Below are 20680 nucleotides of genomic sequence, written 5' to 3' on the forward strand. Positions count from 1 at the left end.
TCGCCATGATCCGATAGCGTTCGACATTGTCGAATTCTGTTTCCGGTCCACCGGAGCGAGAACCGAACAGAGAAGAGGTGCGCGATGGCCCGGACCATCCAGTCGCTGGAGCGGGCGGCGGCGGTGCTGCGATTGCTCGCCGGAGGTGAGCGACGCCTGGGACTGTCCGACATCGCCTCCGCGCTGGACCTGGCCAAGGGCACCGCGCACGGCCTGCTGCGCACACTCCAGCGGGAGGGCTTCGTCGAGCAGGACCCGACCTCGGGCAAGTACCAGCTGGGCGCCGAGCTGCTGCGCCTGGGCAACAGCTACCTGGACGTGCACGAACTGCGGGCCCGCGCCCTGGTGTGGACCGACGACCTGGCCCGCTCCAGCGGGGAGAGCGTCTACCTGGGCGTGCTCCACCAGCAGGGCGTGCTGATCGTGCACCACGTCTTCCGCCCCGACGACAGCCGCCAGGTGCTGGAGGTCGGGGCGATGCAGCCGCTGCACAGCACCGCCCTGGGCAAGGTGCTGGCGGCGTACGACCCGGTGGCGCACAGCGAGGCGATGGACGCCGAGCGCAAGGCCCTGACGGCGCGCACGATCACCGAGCCGGAGGCGTTCGAGGAGGTCCTGGAGCTCACCCGGGCCCGCGGCTGGGGCTCGGACGTGGAGGAGACCTGGGAGGGCGTGGCCTCCATAGCCGCCCCGATCCACGACCACCGCCGGATGCCGGTGGGCGCCGTGGCCGTCACCGGCGCGGTGGAGCGGGTGTGCGTCGACGGGGCGATCCGGCCGCGGCTGGTGGCCGCCGTGCGGGACTGCGCCCGGGCGGTCTCGCGCGACCTGGGCGCGGGCCGTTTCTGAGTCCGCCCCCTCTCCCGCTTCCCTTCGCGTTCCCCTTCGCGTTCCCCTTCTCGTTCCCCGCGCGTCTTCCCGCGCCCGCCGTCCCGCCGACCCGTGTTCGCGGGACGTGTCCCATCGGAGACGTCCGTCGTCCGCTTGACACGCTTTTCCCGCCCGGAAGGACCCCTGTGCCGTCGCCCCGGGGCCCGGGCTTCGGGGCATCGAGGTCTTTCATCCACTTTTGTCGTTTTGTTTCCTTTCCGGGCGCTCTCTCCGTCCGTCCACACCCTTGACGGGATGTTCGCCGCACATAAAACTGCCGTTCGGCGGTCGACAATGTCGAACACCGAACGGGACTCGGTCCGCCTTCCGCCACGTCCTCCATCTGGCTCCCTCCGGACACGAACAAAGGAGTCGCGGGTGTCCAGCTCCGACATATTCCTGGGCGAGACCATCGGTACCGCCATCCTCATCCTGCTCGGCGGCGGTGTCTGCGCCGCCGTCACGCTCAAGCGCTCCAAGGCGATGGGCGCGGGTTGGGTCGCCATCACCTTCGGGTGGGGTTTCGCCGTTCTCACCGCCGCCTACACCTCCCTGGGCCTCTCCGGGGCCCACCTCAACCCGGCCGTCACCGTCGGCATCGCCGTGCAGAGCGGGAAGTGGGGCGACGTGCCCGTGTACGTCGCGGGCCAGATGCTCGGCGCCATGGTGGGCGCCGCCCTGGTGTGGATCTGCTACCTCGGACAGTTCCGGGCGCACCTGACCGACCACGAGGTCGTCGGCGGTCCCGGCGCCCAGGCGACCGCCGCCGCGGACGGGCGGCGCTCCGTCGCCCCCGGCCCGGTGCTCGGCGTCTTCTCCACCGGTCCCGAGATCCGCAACCCCCTCCAGAACCTGGCCACCGAGACCATCGCCACCGCCGTGCTGGTCCTGGCGATCCTCACCCAGGGCCTCACCAAAGGACTGGCCCTGTCCGGCACCGGCGTGCTCATCACCGCCCTCGTCGTCGTCGGAATCGGCCTCTCGCTGGGCGGCCCGACCGGGTACGCCATCAACCCGGCCCGCGACCTCGGCCCCCGCATCGTGCACGCCCTGCTGCCGCTGCCGAACAAGGGCGGGTCGGACTGGGGCTACGCCTGGGTGCCGGTGGTCGGCCCCCTGCTGGGCGCGGTCCTCGCCGGCGGCCTCTACCGCCTCGCGTTCGCCTGAGCGCCCCCGTCCCGACGTTCGACCGCCTCCTCCCCCGCCCCCGACGGCTCCTCCCCACTCCCCTCCCCACCGACACCTCGCGCCTCCTTGGAGCACCCACCATGAGCGACACCCGCCGCGAGTTCATCGCCGCCATCGACCAGGGCACGACCTCCAGCCGCTGCATCGTCTTCGACCGGGACGGCCGCATCGTCTCGGTCGGCCAGAAGGAGCACGCGCAACTCTTCCCCGAGCCGGGCTGGGTCGAGCACGACGCCGCCGAGATCTGGGCCAACGTCCAGGAGGTGGTCGCCGAAGCCCTCGACAAGGCCGGGATCACCCGCGAGGACGTCCGGGCCCTCGGCATCACCAACCAGCGCGAGACGACGCTGCTGTGGGACAGAGCGACCGGCGAGCCGGTCCACAACGCCATCGTCTGGCAGGACACCCGCACCGACGCCCTCTGCCGGGAGCTGGGCCGCAACGTCGGGCAGGACCGCTTCCGCCGCGAGACCGGCCTGCCGCTGGCCTCCTACTTCGCGGGGCCGAAGATCCGCTGGCTGCTGGACAACGTCGAGGGGCTGCGCGAGCGCGCCGAGGCCGGCGAGATCCTCTTCGGCACGATGGACTCCTGGGTCGTCTGGAACCTCACCGGCGGCCCCGACGGGGGCGTGCACGTCACCGACGTCACCAACGCCTCCCGCACCCTGCTGATGAACCTCCACACCCTGGACTGGGACCCGCGCATCTGCGAGTCCATCGGCGTGCCCATGGCGGTGCTGCCCGAGATCCGCTCCTCCTCCGAGGTGTACGGCGAGGCCCGGGGCGCCCTGGCGGGCGTGCCGGTGGCCTCCGCCCTCGGCGACCAGCAGGCCGCGCTGTTCGGCCAGACCTGCTTCTCGCCGGGCGAGGCCAAGTCGACCTACGGCACCGGCACCTTCCTGCTGCTCAACACCGGCTCCCAGGTCGTCAACTCCTACAACGGCCTGCTGACCACCGTCGGCTACCGCATCGGCGACCAGGACCCGGTGTACGCGCTGGAGGGCTCGATCGCCGTCACCGGTTCGCTGGTGCAGTGGATGCGCGACCAGATGGGGCTGATCAACAGCGCCGCCGAGATCGAGACGCTGGCGAGCTCGGTCGAGGACAACGGCGGCGCCTACTTCGTCCCCGCCTTCTCCGGACTCTTCGCCCCCTACTGGCGCTCCGACGCGCGCGGGGTCATCGCCGGTCTGACCCGCTACGTCACCAAGGCCCACATCGCGCGGGCCGTGCTGGAGGCCACCGCCTGGCAGACCCGCGAGATCGTCGACGCGATGGCGAAGGACTCCGGCGTCGACCTGACCGCCCTGAAGGTGGACGGCGGCATGACCAGCAACAACCTGCTGATGCAGTACATCTCGGACGTGCTGGACGCCCCGGTGGTGCGGCCCATGGTCGCCGAGACCACCTGCCTGGGCGCCGCCTACGCCGCCGGTCTGGCCGTCGGCTTCTGGCCCGACACCGACGCGCTGCGCGCCAACTGGCGGCGGGCGGCGGAGTGGACGCCCCGGATGGCGGCGGACGTCCGCGAACGCGAGTACAAGAACTGGCTCAAGGCCGTGGAGCGGACCATGGGCTGGATCGAAGAGGAGAAGTGACCCACATGAACACCCTGCGAGGCGTCCCCACCCTCGGGACGCGCCCGGCCACCGGACCCAATCCGGGCCGCGACGAGACCAGGGAGGTGCTGCGGAACGCCGTCTTCGACCTGCTGGTCGTCGGCGGGGGCATCCTGGGCACCTCGGTCGCCTGGCACGCGGCGCAGTCGGGACTGCGGGTGGCGATGGTGGACGCCGGCGACTTCGCCGGCGCCACCTCCTCCGCCTCCTCCAAGCTCGTCCACGGCGGGCTGCGCTACCTGCAGACCGGGGCGGTGAAGCTGGTCGCGGAGAACCACCACGAGCGGCGGGTGCTGGCCCGGGACGTGGCCCCGCACCTGGTCAACCCGCTCACCTTCCACCTGCCGGTCTACAAGGGCGGCCCGCACGGCGCGGCCAAGCTCGGCGCGGGCGTCTTCGCCTACTCCGCCCTGTCGGCCTTCGGCGACGGGGTCGGGCGGCTGATCTCCCCGGCGAAGGCCGCCGCCGACAACCCCGCGCTGCGCACCGAGAACCTCAAGGCGGTCGCGGTCTACGGCGACCACCAGATGAACGACTCCCGGGTCGCGGTGATGACCGTCCGCGCCGCCGTGCACTGCGGTGCCGTGGTCCTCAACCACGCCGAGGTCACGGGCCTGCGCTTCACCCACGGCCGGGTCACCGGCGCCGAGGTGAGGGACCGGCTGGACGGCACCGAGTTCGGCATCGACGCCCGCCTGGTGCTCAACGCCACCGGCCCGTGGGTGGACCGCCTGCGGCGGATGGAGTACGCCGGCGCGGCCCCCAGCGTCCGGCTCTCCAAGGGCGCCCACCTGGTGCTGCGGCGCAGGACGCAGTGGAAGGCCGCCCTGGCCACGCCCGTCGACAAGTACCGCATCACCTTCGCCCTCCCCTGGGAGGACCACCTGCTGCTGGGCACGACGGACGAGGCGTACGAGGGCGACCCGGCCGACGTCGCCGTCACCGACGCCGACATCCGGCAGATCCTGGACGAGGCCGCGTTCTCCGTGCGGGACGAGCACCTGTCCCGCGACCTGATGACGTACGCCTTCGCGGGCCTGCGGGTGCTGCCCGGCGGTCCGGGCGGCGTGGAGTCGGCCAAGCGGGAGACGGTGGTCTCCGAGGGGCGCGGCGGGATGCTCTCGGTCGCGGGCGGCAAGTGGACCACCTACCGGCACATCGGCCGCACGGTGCTGCGGAAGCTGGCGAAGCTGCCGGGGGTCTCGGCGGCGGGGATCACCGAGGACGCCGTGCCGGTCTCCGAGCTGGTGCGCCGGGTGCCGCTGCCGGGGGTGGCCAACCCCGACGCGGTCGCCCACCGGCTGCTGGTGGACCGCGAGCCGGGCGTCCCGCTCGACCCGCCGACCGCCCGGCACCTGGCGACCCACTACGGGGCGCTGGCCTTCGACATCGCCCGTCTGGTGCACGAGGACCCGGCGCTGGGCGAGCGCGTCCACCCGGACGCCCCGGAGATCTGGGCCCAGGTGGTCTACGCCCGGGACCACGAGTGGGCCGTGACGGCGGACGACGTGCTGCGCCGCCGCACCACGCTCACCGTCCGCGGCCTGGACACCGAGGAGGTCCGCGCGAGGGTCGAGGAGCTGCTGGCGGCGCGTCCGGACTGACGCCCGCCCTCCCCGCGTGCCGCGGGCCCGTACGGCGTCGCCTCCCCGCCCGTACGGGCCCGCACCCGTAAGCACCGCTGAACCTTCCGGTGAAGGGACGCTCGCTGGTGCCGGGCCGCCGGTTGCGGAATGCCGGCGGGCATGGTCACACCCGACACCGGGAACCGGACCCGGGTGCCGGAGCGCCCCTGCCCCGAGTGCGGCCTCGACACCCGGTCCGTCCGGGGCGAGGACGTGGCCGCACTGCTGCGCGAGAACGCCGCGGCCCGGCGGCCGGTGCCGGAGCGCGCCGACGTGCGCGAGCGCCCGGCGCCGGACGTCTGGTCGCCGCCGGAGTACGCCTGTCACGCGAGGGACGTGCTCCGGGTCTTCGACGGGCGGCTGCGGCCGATGCTCTCCGAGGAGGGCCCGTCCTTCCCCGCCCGGGACCAGGACGCCACCGCCCTCGCCGAGCGCTACGGCGAGCAGGATCCGCACCGGGTGGCCCGCGAGCCGGAGGAGGCGGGCGAGTCCCTGGCCGCCCGGTTCGCGACGGTGACGGGCGAGCAGTGGCGGCGCACCGGCGACCGGAGCGACGGCTCCCGCTTCACCGTGGAGACCTTCGCCGGTACCTGATCCACGACCCCGTCCACCACCTCCACGGCGTGACCCGCCGAACCCCCGCCGGTCATCCCGCGGTCGGCAGCGGGACGTCCTCCGGGAGCAGTCCGCGGTCGACCAGGGCGTGCCACAGCTCGTCCGGCACCTCGCGCGCGAACATCCGCGCGTTGTCCCGCACCTCCTCCGCGTCGGCGCAGCCGACGACCACCGAGGCCACCGCCGGGTGCCCGAACGGGAAGCGCAGGGCCGCCGCCCGCAGCGGCACCCCGAACTCCGCGCACACCTCCCGGAGCCGCCGCGCCCGCTCCAGCGTCTCCGGCGGCGCCTCGCGGTAGTCGAAGGTGGCGCCGGGGCGGGGGTCGGCGAGCAGGCCCGAGTTGTAGACCCCGCCGACGATCACGGAGGTGCCGCGCCGGGAGCACACCGGCAGCAGGTCGCCGGCCGCCCGGTGGTCCAGCAGGGTCCAGCGGCCCGCGCACAGCACCACGTCGACGTCGAGATCGGCGACGAACCGGGCGAGGTGGTCGCTGTGGTTCATGCCGAAGCCGATCGCCTCCACCAGCCCCTCAGCGCGCAGCTCGGCCAGTGCCGGGAAGCCGGTCTCGTACACCTCGCGGACGTGGTGCTCCACGTCGTGCAGCAGCAGGATCTCCACCCGGTCGGTGCCCAGCCGCTCCAGGGACGCCTCCACGGTCGCCCGTATGCCGTCCCGGGTCAGGTCCCACACGCGCACGCGCGGCGGGGCGTCGACGAAGCCCTCGCCGTCGGGCGGCTCCTCGCCCGGGGCGAGCGGGCGCAGCCGCCGCCCGACCTTGGTGGAGAGCGTGTAGGAGGCGCGGTCGCGCCCGGCCAGCGCGCGGCCGAGGCGCTCCTCGGAGAGGCCGACGCCGTAGTGCGGCGCGGTGTCCAGGTGGGTCCAGCCCTCCTCCAGGGCGGCCTCGACCACCGCGCGGGCCCGCTCCTCGTCGACGGGCCGGCCGAAGTTGCCGATGGGGGCGCAGCCGAGGCCGAGGGGCGGCACCCGCACCCCGCCACGTCCCAGGGCGCGTGTTCCGTCCGGTCTCGTCATGGCGGTCGTGGTCCCTTCCGTGTCCCGCCCGCCGTGCGCGGGCGTCCCGGTGATCAGCACTGCCCCGCGCACCGCCCCCGGACACCCGCGGCGGTGGGCGGACGCCCCGCGCACCGCCGGCCCGGAACCCCGGTCCGAAACCCCGGTCCGAAAGGCGTGCGGGGGCTGCGGAGCGGGCACGGTCACGCCGTAGGCTGGGGCCGCACGGTAATGAGACGTCAGCCGGTGTGGAGCGAAGCACTCCGCACCGGCCGGAAGGAGGCACTGGGTGATCGAGCTCGAGGGGGTTCCCGAGCTGGTCGACCCGGTCATGGTGGCCGCGTTCGAAGGCTGGAACGACGCCGGTGACGCCGCCTCCGCCGCGGTCGCCCATCTGGAGCGGGAGTGGAAGGGAGAGGTGTTCGCGGCGCTGGACGCCGAGGACTACTACGACTTCCAGGTCAACCGCCCCCAGGTGTGGCTGGAGGGCGGCGCGCGCAGGATCACCTGGCCCACGACCCGTTTGTCGGTGGTGCGGCTCGGCGAGGCCGACGGCCGCGGTCGGGCCCGCGATCTGGTGCTGGTGCGCGGCATCGAGCCGAGCATGCGCTGGCGGTCCTTCTGCAACGAGATCCTGGGCTTCGCCCACGAGCTCGGCGTGGAGATGGTCGTCGTGCTCGGTGCCCTGCTCGGCGACACCCCGCACACCCGGCCGGTCCCGGTCACCGGAACGACCTCCGACCCCGACCTGGCCCGCACGCTGGACCTGGAGGAGTCGCGCTACGAGGGGCCCACGGGGATCGTCGGCGTCCTGCAGGAGGCGTGCACGCACGCGGGCGTGCCGGCCGTGAGCCTGTGGGCCGCGGTGCCGCACTACGTCTCGCAGCCGCCCAACCCGAAGGCGACCCTCGCCCTGCTCAACCGGCTGGAGGACCTGCTGGACGTGCGGATTCCGCTGGGCGAGCTGCCGGAGGACGCCCGGGCCTGGCAGCTCGGGGTGGACCAGCTCGCCGCCGAGGACAGCGAGGTGGCCGAGTACGTGCAGTCGCTGGAGGAGGCGCGGGACACCGCGGACCTGCCGGAGGCGTCGGGCGAGGCGATCGCCAAGGAGTTCGAGCGCTACCTGCGGCGGCGCGACGGCCACACCGCCGCCGGCGGTACGGCCTCCGAGAGCGGCTCGTACCTGCGCGACACCTCCGGCGACCTCGGCGGCCGGGGACGCCCGAAGTCCTCCGAGGAGGGCCCGGAGGAGGGCTCCGGGGACGACGCGGAGGGCCGTTCGAAGGACTCCGGCGGCGAGGGCCCGGAGGACTCCGACGACGGGAGCCGGGACGGGGACGACTGACGACCGGAAGACCGCAGGACCGGAAGGGACACGCCCCGGTCGGCCCGTGCACGGGCCGACCGGGGCGTGTTCGCGTGGGGCGCGGGGCGCGTCCGGAGGCGTCGGGAAAGCGTCAGAGCGCGACGCCGAGCAGGGCGTCCACGGCCCGCGTGACCAGACCGGGGGCGCCGGTGTCCGAGCCGCCGGCCTCGCTCTGGCGGTCGGCCCAGCGGTCGACGGCGGCCAGTGCGGCGGGGGCGTCGAGGTCGTCGGCGAGGGCCTCGCGGATCTCCTCCACCAACGCGTCGGCCGGCGGGCCGTCGGGGCGGGAGACGGCGGCGCGCCAACGGCCGAGGCGGGCGACCGCCTCGTCGAGGACGGCGTCCGTCCACTCCCAGTCCGAGCGGTAGTGGTGGGCCAGCAGCGCCAGGCGGATGGCGGCCGGGTCGACCCCGTCGCGGCGCAGCCGGCTGACGAAGACCAGGTTCCCTCTGGACTTCGACATCTTCTCGCCGTCGAGCGCGACCATCCCGGCGTGGACGTACGCCTTGGCGAAGGGGTGCCGCCCGGTGAGGACCTGGGCGTGCGAGGCGCCCATCTCGTGGTGGGGGAAGGCCAGGTCGGAGCCGCCGCCCTGGACGTCGAAGCCCATGCCGAGGTGTTCGAGGGCGATGGCGACGCACTCGATGTGCCAGCCGGGCCGGCCGCGGCCGAGCGAGCCGCCGTCCCAGGAGGGCTCGCCGTCGCGGGCGGCCATCCACAGCATCGGGTCGAGCGGGTTCTTCTTGCCGGGACGGTCGGGGTCGCCGCCGCGCTCCGCCGACAGGTGCCGCATCGTCTCGGTGTCCAGGCGGGAGACCTCGCCGAAGTGGGGGTCGGAGGAGACGGAGAAGTAGACGTCGCCGTCGATCTCGTAGGTGGCGCCGGCGTCGCGCAGCCGCTCGATGAGCGGGACGATCATGGGTATGGACTCGACGGCGCCGACGTAGTGCTTCGGGGGGAGCATGCGCAGGGCTGTCATGTCCTCGCGGAAGAGGGCCGTCTCGCGCTCGGCCAGTGCGGTCCAGTCGTCGCCGGTGGCGGCGGCCCGCTCCAGCAGCGGGTCGTCGACGTCGGTGACGTTCTGCACGTAGTGGACCTGCCGCTTGGTGTCGAGCCACACGCGCTGCACGAGGTCGAACGCGTTGTAGGTCGCCGCGTGCCCGATGTGGGTCGCGTCGTACGGCGTGATGCCGCAGACGTACAGGCGGGCGACGGGGCCGGGGGCGAGGGTCACTCGTCCCCCGGTCGCGGTGTCGTGGAGGCTGAGGTCGCGGCCCTGACCTGGCAGGGCGGGCACCTCGGAAGCGGGCCAGGCATGCATGGTCATGAGCGTAACCGGCGATTGGTGGTGCCCACGAGTGGGATACGCGCGGCGATCGGGGCGCGCGGCCGGCCCCGGACCGCCGGCGGCGCCGGAGCGGCGGGCGCCGGGCGGGCGGCCGGAGGGGCCTCAGACGGGCGGCCAGGGGATGGCGGGCCAGTCCCCTCCGGGCAGCGGGTGGCGGCCGGAGGCGAGCAGGTCGTCGACCCGTTTGCGCAGGGCGTCCAACTCGGCCGGGGTGATCAGGTCGGCCAGTCGGGCGGCGAGCGGGGCGCCGTCGGCCAGGGCGGCGGCCAGGGCGCGCAGCGGCCCCAGCGTCTCGGTGGGCAGCGGCTCGCCCGCCCAGCCCCACAGCAGCGTGCGCAGCTTGTCGTCGGTGTGGAAGGTCACTCCGTGGTCGATGCCGTACAGGTGCCCGTCCGCGGTGGTCAGCAGGTGGCCGCCCTTGCGGTCGGCGTTGTTGATCACCGCGTCGAGGACGGCGAGACGGCGCAGCCGCGCGTCGTCGGCGTGCACCAGCAGTGCGGTGCGCCCTTCGCCCACGTCGACCAGGCCGATGGGCCTCCAGCCGTCCTCCGGCTCCTCGCCCTCCACGAGCGCGAGGAGGCCGCCCGCCTCCCCGGCCTCGTCGGGCTCGTCGGCCTCGTCTCCGTCGGGCTCGTCGGGCTCGGCTCCGTCGCCGGACCGCTCCCCGCCGTCCGGCGAGGGGCCGATCCACAGTTGGCACATGCCCTCGCCGTAGGGGCCGTCGCGCAGCACGGTCGGCGGCACCAGGTGCCAGCCGAGCGCCTCGGACACCTCGTACGCCGCCACCTCGCGCTGCGCCAGGGTGCCGTCGGGGAAGTCCCACAGCGGACGCTCGCCGCGCACCGGCTTGTAGACGCAGGGGACCTCGCGCCCGGCGTGGGAGACCGTGCAGTACAGCACCGCGTTGGAGGCGTCCCGGAGGCGTCCGCGCACCGTCAGCTCGCCGCGGGCCAGCAGGTCGACCGTCTCGTTCCGTGTCACGGCCGGCGACGGTACCCGTTCTGGCGCGGGCACACGTGTCCTTCCGGATCGAGCGGCAGGCTGCACAGCGGGCACGGCGGGCGGCCCGCCCGGACGACCTCCATGGCGCGCTTGGCGAAGGCCCGGGCCATGGCGCCGCTGATCCGCACGCGCAGCACCGGCGGGCCGTTCTCGTCGTCCCGCAGCAGCCGTTCCTCGGCCTCGACGAGCTCCTCCTCGGACTCCACGTCCAACTCGACCAGGGCCTGGGCCTCCACGACCACGCACTCCTCCTCGCCGTCCCAGGCGAGCGCCATGGTGCCGACCCGGAACTCCTCCTCGACGGGGGTCTCCAGAGGGGCGGTGTCGGCCGCCTCGGCGGGGGCGACGGCCGGGACGGGGGCGCTGCCGCCGGTGCGCCTCACGACCTCGTCCAGGAGCTCGTCGATGCGCTCGGCCAGGGCCTCGACCTGCGCTTTCTCCAGGGCGACGCTGGTGATGCGGCCGGCCGCGGACGCCTGGAGGTAGAAGGTGCGGCGGCCAGGCAGCCCGACCGTACCGGCCACGAAACGTTCCGGGGGGTCGTAGAGGAACACCTGACGGGACACGTCCTGCTCCGTTGGGTCGACTGCTGGGTCACTGGCACCCTACTGCGCCCGGCGATCACCGTGCCGACCACCGCGCGCCGTCCGGGCCTAGGCCCCGCCCCCCACGGCGGCGGTCCCGTCGCCGCCGGCCCGCGGCACGCCGCCTCCCGCGTCCTCCTCGCGCGGGGCGAGGGAGGCGAGGTCCCCGGTGTCGCCCAAGCGCAGCAGGAAGGGCCGCAGCGGGGTGTAGCGGATGGCGGTGATCGAGCAGGGCTCGACGTGGACGCGCTGGAAGAGGTCGAGGTGCATGCCGAGGGCGTCGGCGACCAGGGCCTTGATGATGTCGCCGTGGGAGCACATCAGGTACGTGGCGTCGGCCCCGTGCTCCCTCTCGATCCGCTCGTTCCAGTCGCGCACGGCCTCCACCGCTCTGGCCTGCATGCCGCGCATCGTCTCGCCGCCGGGGAAGGAGACGGCGGAGGGGTGCTGCTGGACGCCGGCCATCAGCGGTTCGTCGTTGAGCTCGGCGAGCTTGCGGCCGGTCCACTCGCCGTAGTCGCACTCGTTGATCCGCTCCTCGACGTGCAACGGCAGCTCCGGCCGTGCCCGGGCCAGCGGGGCCAGGGTCTGGCGGCAGCGCTCCAGCGGGCTGTGGACGGCGGCCGCCAGCGGAAGCGGGGCCAGGCGGGCGGGGAGCGCGGCGGCCTGGGCGGCGCCGTGCTCGTCCAGGCGGACGTCGGGGGTGCGCCCGGCGAGCAGCCCGGAGGTGTTGGCGGTGGACCGGCCGTGCCGGACGAGGAGCAGCGTGGGCATGGCAGCCAGCGTAGGCGAGGAGCGCACGGCGGTCTTCACCCGCATGTCCCCTCCACATGTCCCGTCGGGGCCGGGGCACCATACGGGGGTGATAGTGGACTGCGCCACCTACCGCGACGGGCGCCGCACCGAGGGCCCCACCGACCTGGCCGAGGCGGTCGGGACGGCCCGCGCGGCCGGTGACACCTTCCTGTGGATCGGCCTCCACGAGCCCTCCGAGAAGGAGTTCGGCTCGGTCGCCGAGGCGTTCGGGCTGCACCCGCTGGCGGTGGAGGACGCCCTCTCGGCCCACCAGCGCCCGAAGCTGGAGGTCTACGACGACTCGCTGTTCCTGGTGCTCAAGCCGGTGGACTACGACGCCGCGGCGGACAGGGTGGACACCGGGGAGCTGATGCTGTTCCTCGGCGACGGCTTCGTGGTGTCCGTGCGGCACGGCGACATCAACCCCCTGGGCCGGGTGCGCGAGCGCCTGGAGCGGGAGCCCGAGGTGCTCCAGCACGGTCCGGCCGCCGTGCTGTACGCGGTGAGCGACGCGGTGGTCGACCACTACATGGAGGTGGCCGCGGAGTTGCAGGCGGACCTCGACGGGCTGGAGGAGCGGGTCTTCACGCCGGGCGGCGCGGACGGGAGCGCCGTCGCGGCCCTCATCTACGCTTTCAAGCGCCAGGTGCTGGAGTTCCGCCGGGCCTGCGGGCCGCTGGTGGAGCCGATGGAGCGGCTGGCGGGGGCCGGGGTGCCGTTCGTACCGGACCGCTCGCGCCCGTTCTTCCGCGACGTCCACGACCATCTGATCCGGGTGAACGACCAGGTCGAGGGGTTGGACCGGCTGCTGTCGGACATCCTGTCGGCCTATCTGGCGCAGGTGGGCGTCCGGCAGAACGACGACATGCGCAGGATCTCGGCGTGGGCGGCCATGGCCGCGGCCCCGACCATGATCGCCGGGATCTACGGCATGAACTTCGCGTACCTGCCCGAGCTGGGCCACCCGTTGGGCTATCCGGCGGTGCTGCTGCTGATGGCGGGTGTGAGCACCGGCCTGTACCGGCTGTTCAAGCGCCGGGGCTGGCTGTAGCGGCGGGGCCGGGCGGGGAGTCGGAGGCGGAGGGGGCGCCGGGCGCGCCGGTGCCGGCGGGGCGGACGGACGGGACGGGCGGGGCGGGGCGCTCGAACGGGACGAGGCCCGTGGTGCGGTGCCGGTCGACGAGCCACTCCCGGGCGTACACCGCGTGGGCGCGCGCCTCCAGCACCACCGACCGGGCCATTCGCCAGCCCAGCAGGTGTCCCAGGTGGGCCGACAGGGCGAGGCCGACGTCGCGGTGGACGCGGATCTCCGCCAGCGTGCTCTCCCGCAGCAGCCACCGGACGGCGGCGCCGTGCCCGGCGCGGACGAAGCACAGCAGGCCCTCCCGGCAGTAGGCGAGGTGGTCCCGCTTGGCCAGGGCGATCTCCCGCGCCAGACGGACGGCCTCCGGGTCGTCGGGGAGGCGTTCGGCCACCGGGGCGAGCCACGCCGCGGCGCGGGTCTCGGCGACGTACGCGTGGGCCAGGTGGGCGACGACGTCCCGCTCGTTCAGGGGCTCTCCGCGGTCCAGCTTGCCGTGCGCCGGGCAGACCCCCCGCCGCTCCAGGAGCAGGGCGTGGTCCGCTTCGGGGGGCACGGCGACCGGGTCCAGGCCGCGCCGGGCGGGCAGTTCGCCCAGCAGGCGGGCGTGCCGTTCCTGTTGGGCGCCGTGGCGGGCCATGCCGGGCGCCAGGTCGCGCCGGCAGCGCGGTATGGACGCGGCGATCCTGCCGTTCTCCCGGCCGTTGCGGGCCTCGGTGCCGGCGGCCAGGGAGCACAGCAACCGGAAGGAGACGTCGTTGTCGAGGGCCTCACGCAGCAGGTCCTTCGCCCAGAGCATGACCGGTACCTCCGTGGACGTGTCCGCAGAAGTCGAGTCAAGCCGGGCGCCCGGCCCACGGCAACGCCCGTTCCGCCGTCCGGGCGGAACGGAGGGGCCCGCCGCCGCGCCCGTAACCCGCGGCGGCCCGGGGCGTTGTGCTCGGTGACGGCCGTGGCGGGGAAGACCCCGAGCCCCCACCACGGCCGTGAACACGTCCCGGAGGCACGCGGCGCGGAGGCCGCCGCCTCGGGGTCCTCAGGAGGCGGCCCCGGAGCGCTCCAGCGCCTCCACGCCGGCGCGCAGCGCGGCGATCCGCTCCTCCAGGGTGAAGCCCGCGGGCGTGAGCGACAGGGTGGTCACCCCGGCCTCGGCGTAGGCCCGCATCCGGTCGGCGATCCGGTCGATCGGTCCGAGCAGCGTGGTGGAGTCGATGAGCTGCCGGGGCACGGCCGCCGCGGCGCCCTCCTTGTCGCCGGACAGGTACTTGTCCTGGATCTCGGCGGCCTCCTTCTCGTACCCCATCCGCTGGGCGAGCCTGTTGTAGAAGTTCTGCTTGCGGCTGCCCATGCCGCCGACGTACAGCGCGGTGTACGGGCGGAAGGTGTCGGCCAGGGCGTCGATGTCGTCGCCGACGGCCAGGGGCACGGTGGGCACCACGTCGAAGCCCTCCATGGTCTTGCCCGCCTTCTCGCGTCCGGCGCGCAGCGCGCCGAGCGTGGTCTCCTCGGCGTGTTCGGGCGAGAAGAAGATCAGCAGGGCGCCGTCGGCGATCTCGCCGGTCTGCTCCAGGTTCTTCGGCCCGATGGCGGCGATGTACAGCGGGATGTGCTCGCGGACCGGGTGCACGGTCAGCTTCAGCGGCTTGCCCGGGCCGTCCGGCAGCGGCAGCGTCCAGTGCTCGCCGGCGTGGGTCAGGCGCTCGCGGGACATCGCCTTGCGGATGATCTCCACGTACTCGCGGGTGCGGGCGAGCGGCTTGTCGAACCTCACACCGTACCAGCCCTCGGAGACCTGCGGCCCGGAGACGCCGAGGCCGAGCCGGAAGCGGCCGCCGGAGAGCGTGTCGAGGGTGGCGGCGGTCATGGCCGTCATGGCGGGGGTGCGGGCGGGGATCTGGAAGATGGCCGACCCCACGTCGATCCGTTCGGTCTGGGCGGCGACCCAGGCCAGCACGGTGGCGGCGTCCGAGCCGTAGGCCTCCGCGGCCCAGCAGACGGAGTAGCCGAGGCGGTCGGCCTCCTTGGCGACCGCGAGATTGTCCGCGTCCATCCCGGCTCCCCAGTAGCCGAGGTTGATCCCGAGCCGCATCCGCGCTCCCCTTACCGATCAGTAACGTACCTGTCCCCGGGACTCTAGCGCGCGGCCGCAAGTACGCTCAACGCCCATGGAGCACAGGCACGTGGGCCGCACCGGCCTCCGCGTATCCCGGATCGGGCTCGGCACCCTCACCTGGGCGCGGGACACCGGGGAGAGGGAGGCAGCCGACCTGCTGAAGACCTTCTGGGAGGCGGGCGGCACCCTGGTGGACACCGCCGACGTGTACGCCGACGGGGGCGCCGAGTACCTCCTGGGCCGGCTGATGGCGGACCTGGTGCCGCGCCGGGACCTGGTGATCGCCACCAAGGCGGGCGGCGTGCCCGACCCGGACCGCCGCTTCGACTGCTCCCGCGGCCACCTGCTGGCCGCCCTCGACGCCTCGCTGGAGCGGCTGGGCACCGACCACGTGGACCTGTGGCAGATCCACGCCTACGACCCCGTCACGCCGCTGGAGGAGACCCTCCAGGCCGTCGACACCGCGGTGAGCAGCGGCCGGGCCCGCTACGCCGGGGTGGTGGGCTTCTGCGGCTGGCAGCTCGCCAAGGCCGCCGCCTGGCAGCTCGCCGCGCCCGGGGAGCGCACCCGGCTGGCCGGTACGCAGATGGAGTACTCGCTGCTCCAGCGGGGGGTGGAGCGGGAGGTGCTGCCCGCCGCGCTGGACCTGGGGATCGGGCTGCTGCCGTCCTCGCCGCTGGGCCGGGGCGTGCTCACCGGCAAGTACCGCGACGGCACGCCGCCGGACTCGCGCGGGGCCTCGGAGCACCTGGCGCCCTTCGTCGCGCCGTACCTCGACGACACGGCGGCGCGGATCGTGGACGCGGTCGCCATAGCGGCCGACGGGCTGGCCGTCACCCCGCTCCAGGTGGCGCTGGCCTGGGTGCGGGACCGACCCGGGGTGGCCGCGCCGATCGTCGGCGCGCGCACGGCGCGGCAGCTCGGCGAGATCCTGTCAGTGGAGAGCCTTAGTCTTCCCGACGAGATCTGCCGGGCGCTGGACGACGTGTCGGCCCCGGTGCACCGCTATCCCGATCACGACTGGAGCACACTGTGACCGCGTCCGGTGCCGACAGCACAGACGACGCCAGGGACGGAACGGCCGGGGACGCCGCTCGGAACACCGCGCGAGGCAAGGCCGCGCAGGGCAAGGCCGCCGAGCTGATGGCCGCCGTCCGCGCCGTGGAGAGCGGCGAGCGCTCCGCCGCCGAGTTCTTCGCCGCGCCCGAGCCCGCGCCCCGGCGTCCGGCCCCCGCCCCGCGGCCCGTGCCCGCTCCCGGCGCGCGTCCGGCCGCGGGCGGTCCCGTGGCGGTGCCCGCGGGCGTCACCGCGCTGCTCGCCGAGGGCGGGGCGCCCGAGGCGCTGGCCGCGCGGGTCGTGGAGAGCCTGGGCGGGGGCGCCGAGGAGGTGCTCCGCGCGGACCCGTGGCTCCTGCTGGCGGTCCCCGGCGTGCGGCCGGAGCAGGCGGACGGCTTCGCCCGCGCGCTGCTGGGCGCCGGGTGCGGTCCCGGCGACGAGCGGCGCGTCCGGGCCCTGGTGGTGTGGCTGCTGGAGCGGGCCGCGCTGGCCGGGCACACGGTCCTGCCGCCCGCGACCCTCGCCGGGGAGCTGGCCCGGTACGCCGTGCCGGATCCGGAGGAGGCGGTGCGCGAGGCGGTCGACTCCGGTGCGGTGCTGGCCTTCGAGGACCGGGAGGAGTCCGGCGGCGAGGGCGCCGGAGGCGAGGACGGGGACGAGCCGCCCGCGCGGCTGCTGCTGGGCCTGGAACGCCACGCCCTGGCCGAGGAGAGCCTGGCCGAGGGCCTGGCCCGGCTGGGCGGCACCTTCACCCCGCCCGACGGGGAGGAGGCCGAGCGCTGGGAGGCGGCCGCGGCCGGGGCGCCCACCCCGTCGGCGGCCGAGCTGATCCGGGCGGTCGCGCGCGCCGGCCTGGTGGTGCACACCGGCGGCGAGGCCGCCCGCGCCGAGCCCGCGGCGCTGGTCGCGGCGGCCCGGTCCCTGGGGCTGCGGGCGTACGCCGCGGCCCACGGCGAGGACGGCAGGCGGCGGCTGGCGGAGCTGCTCGGCTCCGACAACGGTGCCGACGGTGCCGACGGCGGGGGCCCGGCGGCCGTGACCGTGGACGGGCTGCTGGCCGGGCGGGAGGGGCCCGGGCGGGACGAGGAGGGCGCCTACGCGCTGGACCTGCTCGCCGTGCTGGACGCCCCCCAGCTCGACGTCGAGCGGGCGGCGGCGCTGGTGGAGGCCGTGCCGGACGGTGCGCGGCTGGTGCTCAGCGGGGATCCGAACCTGCTCGGCGCGGCGGGCCCCGGCCAGGTGGCGGCCGATCTCCTCGCGGCGCGCGTCTGCCCGCAGGTGATCTCGCGCACCCCGGACCCGGGTCCGATCGGCGAGCTGGTCTCGGGCATCGGGGTCGGCGAGCTGAACGCGGTGGAGGCCCCCGGCAGGGAGGTGGTGATCGTCCCCGTGCGCGACGCCGGGGAGGCGGTGCACCGCACCGTGCAACTGGTCGCCGACTCGGTGCCGAGGGCGATCGGAGTGCCCGCCGAGCGGACTCAGGTGATCACGCCCGGCCACGGCGGCGCCGCGGGCACCCGGGTGCTCAACGCCGCGCTCAAGGAGCGGCTGAACCCCGGTCCCGGCCGGTTCGGCGGCTTCGACCCGGGTGACCGAGTGGTCCACTCCCCCGCCCCGGGCCGCACCACGCTCGGCACGGTCGTCTCCGCGGACGCCGAGGGGCTCCACCTGGACTGTGCCGGGCGCAGGGTCACCGTCCCGCGCGAGCGGGTGGCCGACACCGTGCGGCACGGCTGGGCGCTCACCGCCCACCAGGCCGTCGGGACGCGCTGGCCGGCGGTCGTGGTGGTGCTGCCGGGCGACGCGGTCCCGGCCCTCGACCGGGCGTGGGTGTACACCGCGTTCGGCCGCGGCGAGCGGCACCTGTCCGTGGTGCACGGCGTGGACCAGGCGCTGCCGAGGGCGGTGGCGGAGGTGCCGGCCGGCCGGCGCACGACCCGCCTGCGCACGCTGCTGCGCACGCAGGCGGCGACGGCGCCGGAGGACCCGGCGTGACGGACCGGACGGACTAGCCGGCCGTGGCCCTTCCGGGGCCGCGGCCCGGACCGCCGTCGTCGTCCCCGTCGTCCTCGTCGTCCCCGTCGTCGAGTTCGTCCTCGTCGTCCTCGTCGAGTTCGTCCTCCTCGACGTCGGGTTCCTCCTCCTCGAGTCCGTCCTCCAGACGGTCGTCGGCCTGCCCGTAGAAGCCGCCCTCCTCGTCGAAGACGGCGCTGACGTCGAAGCGGCAGACGATCCGCTCCGGCTCGGCCGACTCGAAGGGGGCGCCCAACCACTCCCCGGGCTCGGGGGGCTCGTCGCCCGCGATCACCCACAGGGTGGAATCGCCCTCCTCCAGACCGAACTCCTTGTGCCGGGTGGCGATCTCGTCGGGCTCGTACTCGCCGAACAGCACCCCGAGCGCGGCGTGCGCGCCGCTCCCGGCGAAGGGGCCCTCCAGCGCCTCCGTGTCGCCGTCCACCGAGTCCGGGTCCAGCTCGGTGACGCGCTGCGCCTGGGCCATCAGCCGCTGCGGCTCGACGACGGTGTAGTCGCGGCGGATGAAGACGCTGAGCGCGCTGGGCTCCTCGGGTCCGGTGTAGGGGGGCATGCTCTCCCCGCCGGGAACCTCGAAGGGGGTGACCTCGTCGTAGACGTCGTACAACAGCTCGTCGTAGGCCTCCCCCGCCGCGGCGAGCTCGTCGAACGCGGCATGGACGGCGGCATCCGCCCGGGCGGCCTCGGCGGCCGTACCACCTCCGGCGGACCGTCGCTCGACGGCTTCGAGGTGACGGTCCAGCGCGGTCTTCAGCGCTTCGGCGGCGGCTCGTACCTCGGCAGCGCTGGGCTGCGCAGCATCAGACATAGTGCAGACGCTATCCGTACCGGGGCCTTGCCCGCACAATAGATGTGATGCCGGAATACGAATTTCGCGATGTGTACGTCCCTCGCGGGGTGTCCCGCAAGGCCGCCACACGACTGCTGACCGACCACGCCGAGTACGGACACTGGGAACTGGATCGACTGAGGCTCAATTCCGACGGAAGCCGTCAGGTGCGGCTGCGGCGGCGGATCATCCGCCAGTTGCGCGCCACCTGGTGACGCGGTTCGCGCGAGGAGCGGCCCCCGTCCCGCTGTGGGGGACGAGGACCGCTCCTCGTGGTGTGCTCTTCGTGCGCTTCGCCGTGTACCCGGCCGGCGATCAGCGCCGCGCGGCGCGGGCGCGCCGGTAGAGCAGGGTGCCGCCGAGCAGGGCACCGGCGCCGAGCGGGAGGATCGTGCTCAGGGCGGGGCCGCCGGTGTCCGCCAGCGAGCCTTCGATCAACTGCGGAGCGGACCGGTCCTGCTCGGGGGCCCGGGTGTCGGGCTTGTGCTTCTCGCCGTCCTTGTCACCCGGCTTCCCGGGCTTCCCGCACTCGTCCTTGCCGTCCTCGTCCCCCTTGCCGTCCTTGTCTCCCTTACCGTCCCTGTCGCCCTTACCGTCCCTGTCGTCCTTGCCGTCCCTGTCGTCCTTGTCTCCCTTACCGTCCCTGCCGTCCTTGCCGTCCCTGCCGTCCTTGCCGCCGTCACGCCCGCACTCCGGGTTGTCGGGGCCGCCCGGCTTCTCGGGCTTGCCGGGCTTGTCGGGCTTCCCCGGCTTCTCGGGCTTCCCCGGCTTGCCGGGCTTCTCGGGCTCGTCCGGCTTCCCGGGCTTGTCGGGCTTCCCCGGCTCGTCGGGCTTGCCCGGCTTCTCGGGCTTCCCCGGCCCGTGCTCGGAGCCGTCGTTGGCGCACTTGTTGCCGAAGGAGGGGTTGAGGGCCCCTCCGCCCGTCACGGTGTTGCCGCAGGCGTTCACCGGCGCGTGCACGGGAGCCTGGGCGGTGTTGCCGGACAGCACGCCCGGGGAGGCGGCGGCCGCGCCCTGGGCCGTGGCACCCCGGTCGTACCCGCCGTCGTACCCGTTGTCGTATCCGCCGTCGTGCCCGTGGTGCTCGTCGGACGACTCGTGGCCCTCGGACTGCCAGTCGTGGTCGGGGTACTGGTGTCCACCGCCGTACCCGCCGTCGTATCCACCGCCGTATCCGCCGTCGTGGTGGTGGGAGTAGTGGCGGGAGTGGTCGTTGGCGCACTTGTTGCCGAAGGAGGGGTTGAGAGCGCCTCCGCCCGTCACGGTGTTGCCGCAGGCGTTCACCGGCGCGTGCACGGGAGCCTGGGCGGTGTTGCCGGACAGCACGCCCGGGGAGGCGGCGGCCGCGCCCTGGGCGCCGGCGTCCGCGTGGGCGTAGCCGCCCGACACGGCCAGCAATCCGCCGGCCGCGGCGATGGTGATCAGGCCCTTCCTGGTGACCTGTCGCATGTGTACTTCCTTGCCCTCTGCTGATGGGGGGTGGCTTGCGATCTGCGTGGGGCCGCGACCGGAGGGCGCTCGGCCTCTCCGTCCGCCGAAACGG

19 protein-coding genes are annotated in these 20680 nt (G+C 74.4%); 10 read left to right on the forward strand and 9 right to left on the reverse strand.

Annotated features, from left to right (window positions below; translation table 11 throughout):
* The first annotated feature begins 84 nt into the window (after positions 1 to 84).
* From ABD335_RS10880 to ABD335_RS10900, 5 genes are all read left to right on the forward strand, one after another.
* Positions 85 to 849 (forward strand): IclR family transcriptional regulator, encoded by a 765-nt coding sequence (locus ABD335_RS10880; protein WP_344321986.1) that lies wholly within the window; start codon positions 85 to 87, stop codon positions 847 to 849.
* A gap of 399 nt (positions 850 to 1248) precedes the next feature.
* The gene (locus ABD335_RS10885) at positions 1249 to 2037 is read left to right on the forward strand and encodes an MIP/aquaporin family protein (protein WP_344321987.1); all 789 of its coding nucleotides are present in this window, start codon (positions 1249 to 1251) and stop codon (positions 2035 to 2037) included.
* A 101-nt stretch (positions 2038 to 2138) separates the two neighbouring features.
* Entirely contained in the window at positions 2139 to 3656 is a 1518-nt protein-coding gene (gene glpK / locus ABD335_RS10890; protein WP_344321988.1) for a glycerol kinase GlpK, read from the forward strand.
* A gap of 5 nt (positions 3657 to 3661) precedes the next feature.
* Positions 3662 to 5281: a glycerol-3-phosphate dehydrogenase/oxidase gene (locus ABD335_RS10895; RefSeq protein ID WP_344321990.1), complete on the forward strand. Its 1620-nt coding sequence runs from the start codon at positions 3662 to 3664 to the stop codon at positions 5279 to 5281.
* A 141-nt stretch (positions 5282 to 5422) separates the two neighbouring features.
* A complete protein-coding gene (locus ABD335_RS10900) occupies positions 5423 to 5896 on the forward strand; it encodes a DinB family protein (RefSeq protein WP_344321991.1) in 474 nt (157 codons plus the stop codon).
* Between the two features lie 52 nt (positions 5897 to 5948).
* Here ABD335_RS10900 and ABD335_RS10905 read toward each other — a convergent pair whose 3' ends face one another.
* The gene (locus tag ABD335_RS10905) at positions 5949 to 6950 is read right to left on the reverse strand and encodes an aldo/keto reductase (RefSeq protein WP_344321992.1); all 1002 of its coding nucleotides are present in this window, start codon (positions 6948 to 6950) and stop codon (positions 5949 to 5951) included.
* 268 nt (positions 6951 to 7218) lie between these two features.
* Between ABD335_RS10905 and ABD335_RS10910 the strand changes: the two genes are divergently transcribed.
* The gene (locus tag ABD335_RS10910; RefSeq protein WP_344321993.1) at positions 7219 to 8274 is read left to right on the forward strand and encodes a PAC2 family protein; all 1056 of its coding nucleotides are present in this window, start codon (positions 7219 to 7221) and stop codon (positions 8272 to 8274) included.
* 112 nt (positions 8275 to 8386) lie between these two features.
* On the opposite strand, the gene mshC is transcribed toward ABD335_RS10910, so the two are convergent.
* The 4 genes from mshC to ABD335_RS10930 form a co-directional block, all read right to left on the reverse strand.
* Complete coding sequence (gene mshC, locus ABD335_RS10915; protein WP_344321994.1) at positions 8387 to 9616, reverse strand: cysteine--1-D-myo-inosityl 2-amino-2-deoxy-alpha-D-glucopyranoside ligase; 1230 nt, start codon at positions 9614 to 9616, stop codon at positions 8387 to 8389.
* Positions 9617 to 9745: 129 nt separating this feature from the next.
* On the reverse strand, positions 9746 to 10657 hold the full coding sequence (locus ABD335_RS10920) for an SCO1664 family protein (protein WP_344321995.1): 912 nt from the start codon (positions 10655 to 10657) through the stop codon (positions 9746 to 9748).
* Positions 10621 to 11211, reverse strand: coding sequence for a DUF3090 domain-containing protein (locus ABD335_RS10925; RefSeq protein WP_344321997.1), 591 nt, complete (start codon positions 11209 to 11211; stop codon positions 10621 to 10623). Before ABD335_RS10925 ends, ABD335_RS10920 begins: the two co-directional genes overlap by 37 nt.
* 87 nt (positions 11212 to 11298) lie before the next feature.
* The gene (locus tag ABD335_RS10930) at positions 11299 to 12003 is read right to left on the reverse strand and encodes an MSMEG_4193 family putative phosphomutase (protein ID WP_344321998.1); all 705 of its coding nucleotides are present in this window, start codon (positions 12001 to 12003) and stop codon (positions 11299 to 11301) included.
* Positions 12004 to 12046: 43 nt separating this feature from the next.
* On the opposite strand from ABD335_RS10930, the gene ABD335_RS10935 reads away from it, so the two are divergent.
* Positions 12047 to 13075 carry a magnesium and cobalt transport protein CorA gene (locus ABD335_RS10935; RefSeq protein ID WP_344322133.1) on the forward strand — a complete coding sequence of 343 codons (1029 nt, stop codon included), beginning with the start codon at positions 12047 to 12049 and terminating at the stop codon, positions 13073 to 13075.
* Here ABD335_RS10935 and ABD335_RS10940 read toward each other — a convergent pair.
* Positions 13053 to 13904 carry a ferritin-like domain-containing protein gene (locus tag ABD335_RS10940; protein ID WP_344321999.1) on the reverse strand — a complete coding sequence of 284 codons (852 nt, stop codon included), beginning with the start codon at positions 13902 to 13904 and terminating at the stop codon, positions 13053 to 13055. The two genes, ABD335_RS10935 and ABD335_RS10940, sit on opposite strands and share 23 nt — an antisense overlap.
* 237 nt (positions 13905 to 14141) lie before the next feature.
* Positions 14142 to 15194, reverse strand: a complete 1053-nt coding sequence (locus ABD335_RS10945) for an LLM class F420-dependent oxidoreductase (RefSeq protein ID WP_344322000.1) — start codon at positions 15192 to 15194, stop codon at positions 14142 to 14144.
* Positions 15195 to 15270: 76 nt separating this feature from the next.
* On the opposite strand from ABD335_RS10945, the gene ABD335_RS10950 reads away from it, so the two are divergent.
* Both ABD335_RS10950 and ABD335_RS10955 read left to right on the forward strand, forming a co-directional pair.
* A complete protein-coding gene (locus ABD335_RS10950; protein WP_344322001.1) occupies positions 15271 to 16254 on the forward strand; it encodes an aldo/keto reductase in 984 nt (327 codons plus the stop codon).
* A gap of 107 nt (positions 16255 to 16361) precedes the next feature.
* Positions 16362 to 18269 (forward strand): helix-hairpin-helix domain-containing protein, encoded by a 1908-nt coding sequence (locus ABD335_RS10955; RefSeq protein WP_344322134.1) that lies wholly within the window; start codon positions 16362 to 16364, stop codon positions 18267 to 18269.
* Between the two features lie 13 nt (positions 18270 to 18282).
* On the opposite strand, the gene ABD335_RS10960 is transcribed toward ABD335_RS10955, so the two are convergent.
* Positions 18283 to 19116 carry a hypothetical protein gene (locus ABD335_RS10960; RefSeq protein ID WP_344322002.1) on the reverse strand — a complete coding sequence of 278 codons (834 nt, stop codon included), beginning with the start codon at positions 19114 to 19116 and terminating at the stop codon, positions 18283 to 18285.
* A 47-nt stretch (positions 19117 to 19163) separates the two neighbouring features.
* Between ABD335_RS10960 and ABD335_RS10965 the strand changes: the two genes are divergently transcribed.
* Entirely contained in the window at positions 19164 to 19352 is a 189-nt protein-coding gene (locus ABD335_RS10965) for a DUF5703 family protein (RefSeq protein ID WP_344322004.1), read from the forward strand.
* 100 nt (positions 19353 to 19452) lie between these two features.
* On the opposite strand, the gene ABD335_RS10970 is transcribed toward ABD335_RS10965, so the two are convergent.
* A complete protein-coding gene (locus ABD335_RS10970) occupies positions 19453 to 20586 on the reverse strand; it encodes a chaplin (protein WP_344322005.1) in 1134 nt (377 codons plus the stop codon).
* Positions 20587 to 20680 lie beyond the last annotated feature (94 nt).

The sequence above is a fragment of the Streptomyces macrosporus genome, assembly GCF_039533145.1.
Classification (GTDB): domain Bacteria; phylum Actinomycetota; class Actinomycetes; order Streptomycetales; family Streptomycetaceae; genus Streptomyces; species Streptomyces macrosporus.

Coding starts and splice junctions, on each gene's coding strand:
- ABD335_RS10880 (WP_344321986.1), top strand. CDS start 85: ATGGCCCGGACCATCCAGTCGCTGGAGCGGGCGGCGGCGGTGCTGCGA.
- glpK (WP_344321988.1), top strand. CDS start 2,139: ATGAGCGACACCCGCCGCGAGTTCATCGCCGCCATCGACCAGGGCACG.
- ABD335_RS10895 (WP_344321990.1), top strand. CDS start 3,662: ATGAACACCCTGCGAGGCGTCCCCACCCTCGGGACGCGCCCGGCCACC.
- ABD335_RS10900 (WP_344321991.1), top strand. CDS start 5,423: ATGGTCACACCCGACACCGGGAACCGGACCCGGGTGCCGGAGCGCCCC.
- ABD335_RS10905 (WP_344321992.1), bottom strand. CDS start 6,950: ATGACGAGACCGGACGGAACACGCGCCCTGGGACGTGGCGGGGTGCGG.
- mshC (WP_344321994.1), bottom strand. CDS start 9,616: ATGCATGCCTGGCCCGCTTCCGAGGTGCCCGCCCTGCCAGGTCAGGGC.
- ABD335_RS10930 (WP_344321998.1), bottom strand. CDS start 12,003: ATGCCCACGCTGCTCCTCGTCCGGCACGGCCGGTCCACCGCCAACACC.
- ABD335_RS10935 (WP_344322133.1), top strand. CDS start 12,047: ATGTCCCCTCCACATGTCCCGTCGGGGCCGGGGCACCATACGGGGGTG.
- ABD335_RS10940 (WP_344321999.1), bottom strand. CDS start 13,904: ATGCTCTGGGCGAAGGACCTGCTGCGTGAGGCCCTCGACAACGACGTC.
- ABD335_RS10945 (WP_344322000.1), bottom strand. CDS start 15,194: ATGCGGCTCGGGATCAACCTCGGCTACTGGGGAGCCGGGATGGACGCG.
- ABD335_RS10950 (WP_344322001.1), top strand. CDS start 15,271: ATGGAGCACAGGCACGTGGGCCGCACCGGCCTCCGCGTATCCCGGATC.
- ABD335_RS10955 (WP_344322134.1), top strand. CDS start 16,362: ATGGCCGCCGTCCGCGCCGTGGAGAGCGGCGAGCGCTCCGCCGCCGAG.
- ABD335_RS10960 (WP_344322002.1), bottom strand. CDS start 19,116: ATGTCTGATGCTGCGCAGCCCAGCGCTGCCGAGGTACGAGCCGCCGCC.
- ABD335_RS10965 (WP_344322004.1), top strand. CDS start 19,164: ATGCCGGAATACGAATTTCGCGATGTGTACGTCCCTCGCGGGGTGTCC.
- ABD335_RS10970 (WP_344322005.1), bottom strand. CDS start 20,586: ATGCGACAGGTCACCAGGAAGGGCCTGATCACCATCGCCGCGGCCGGC.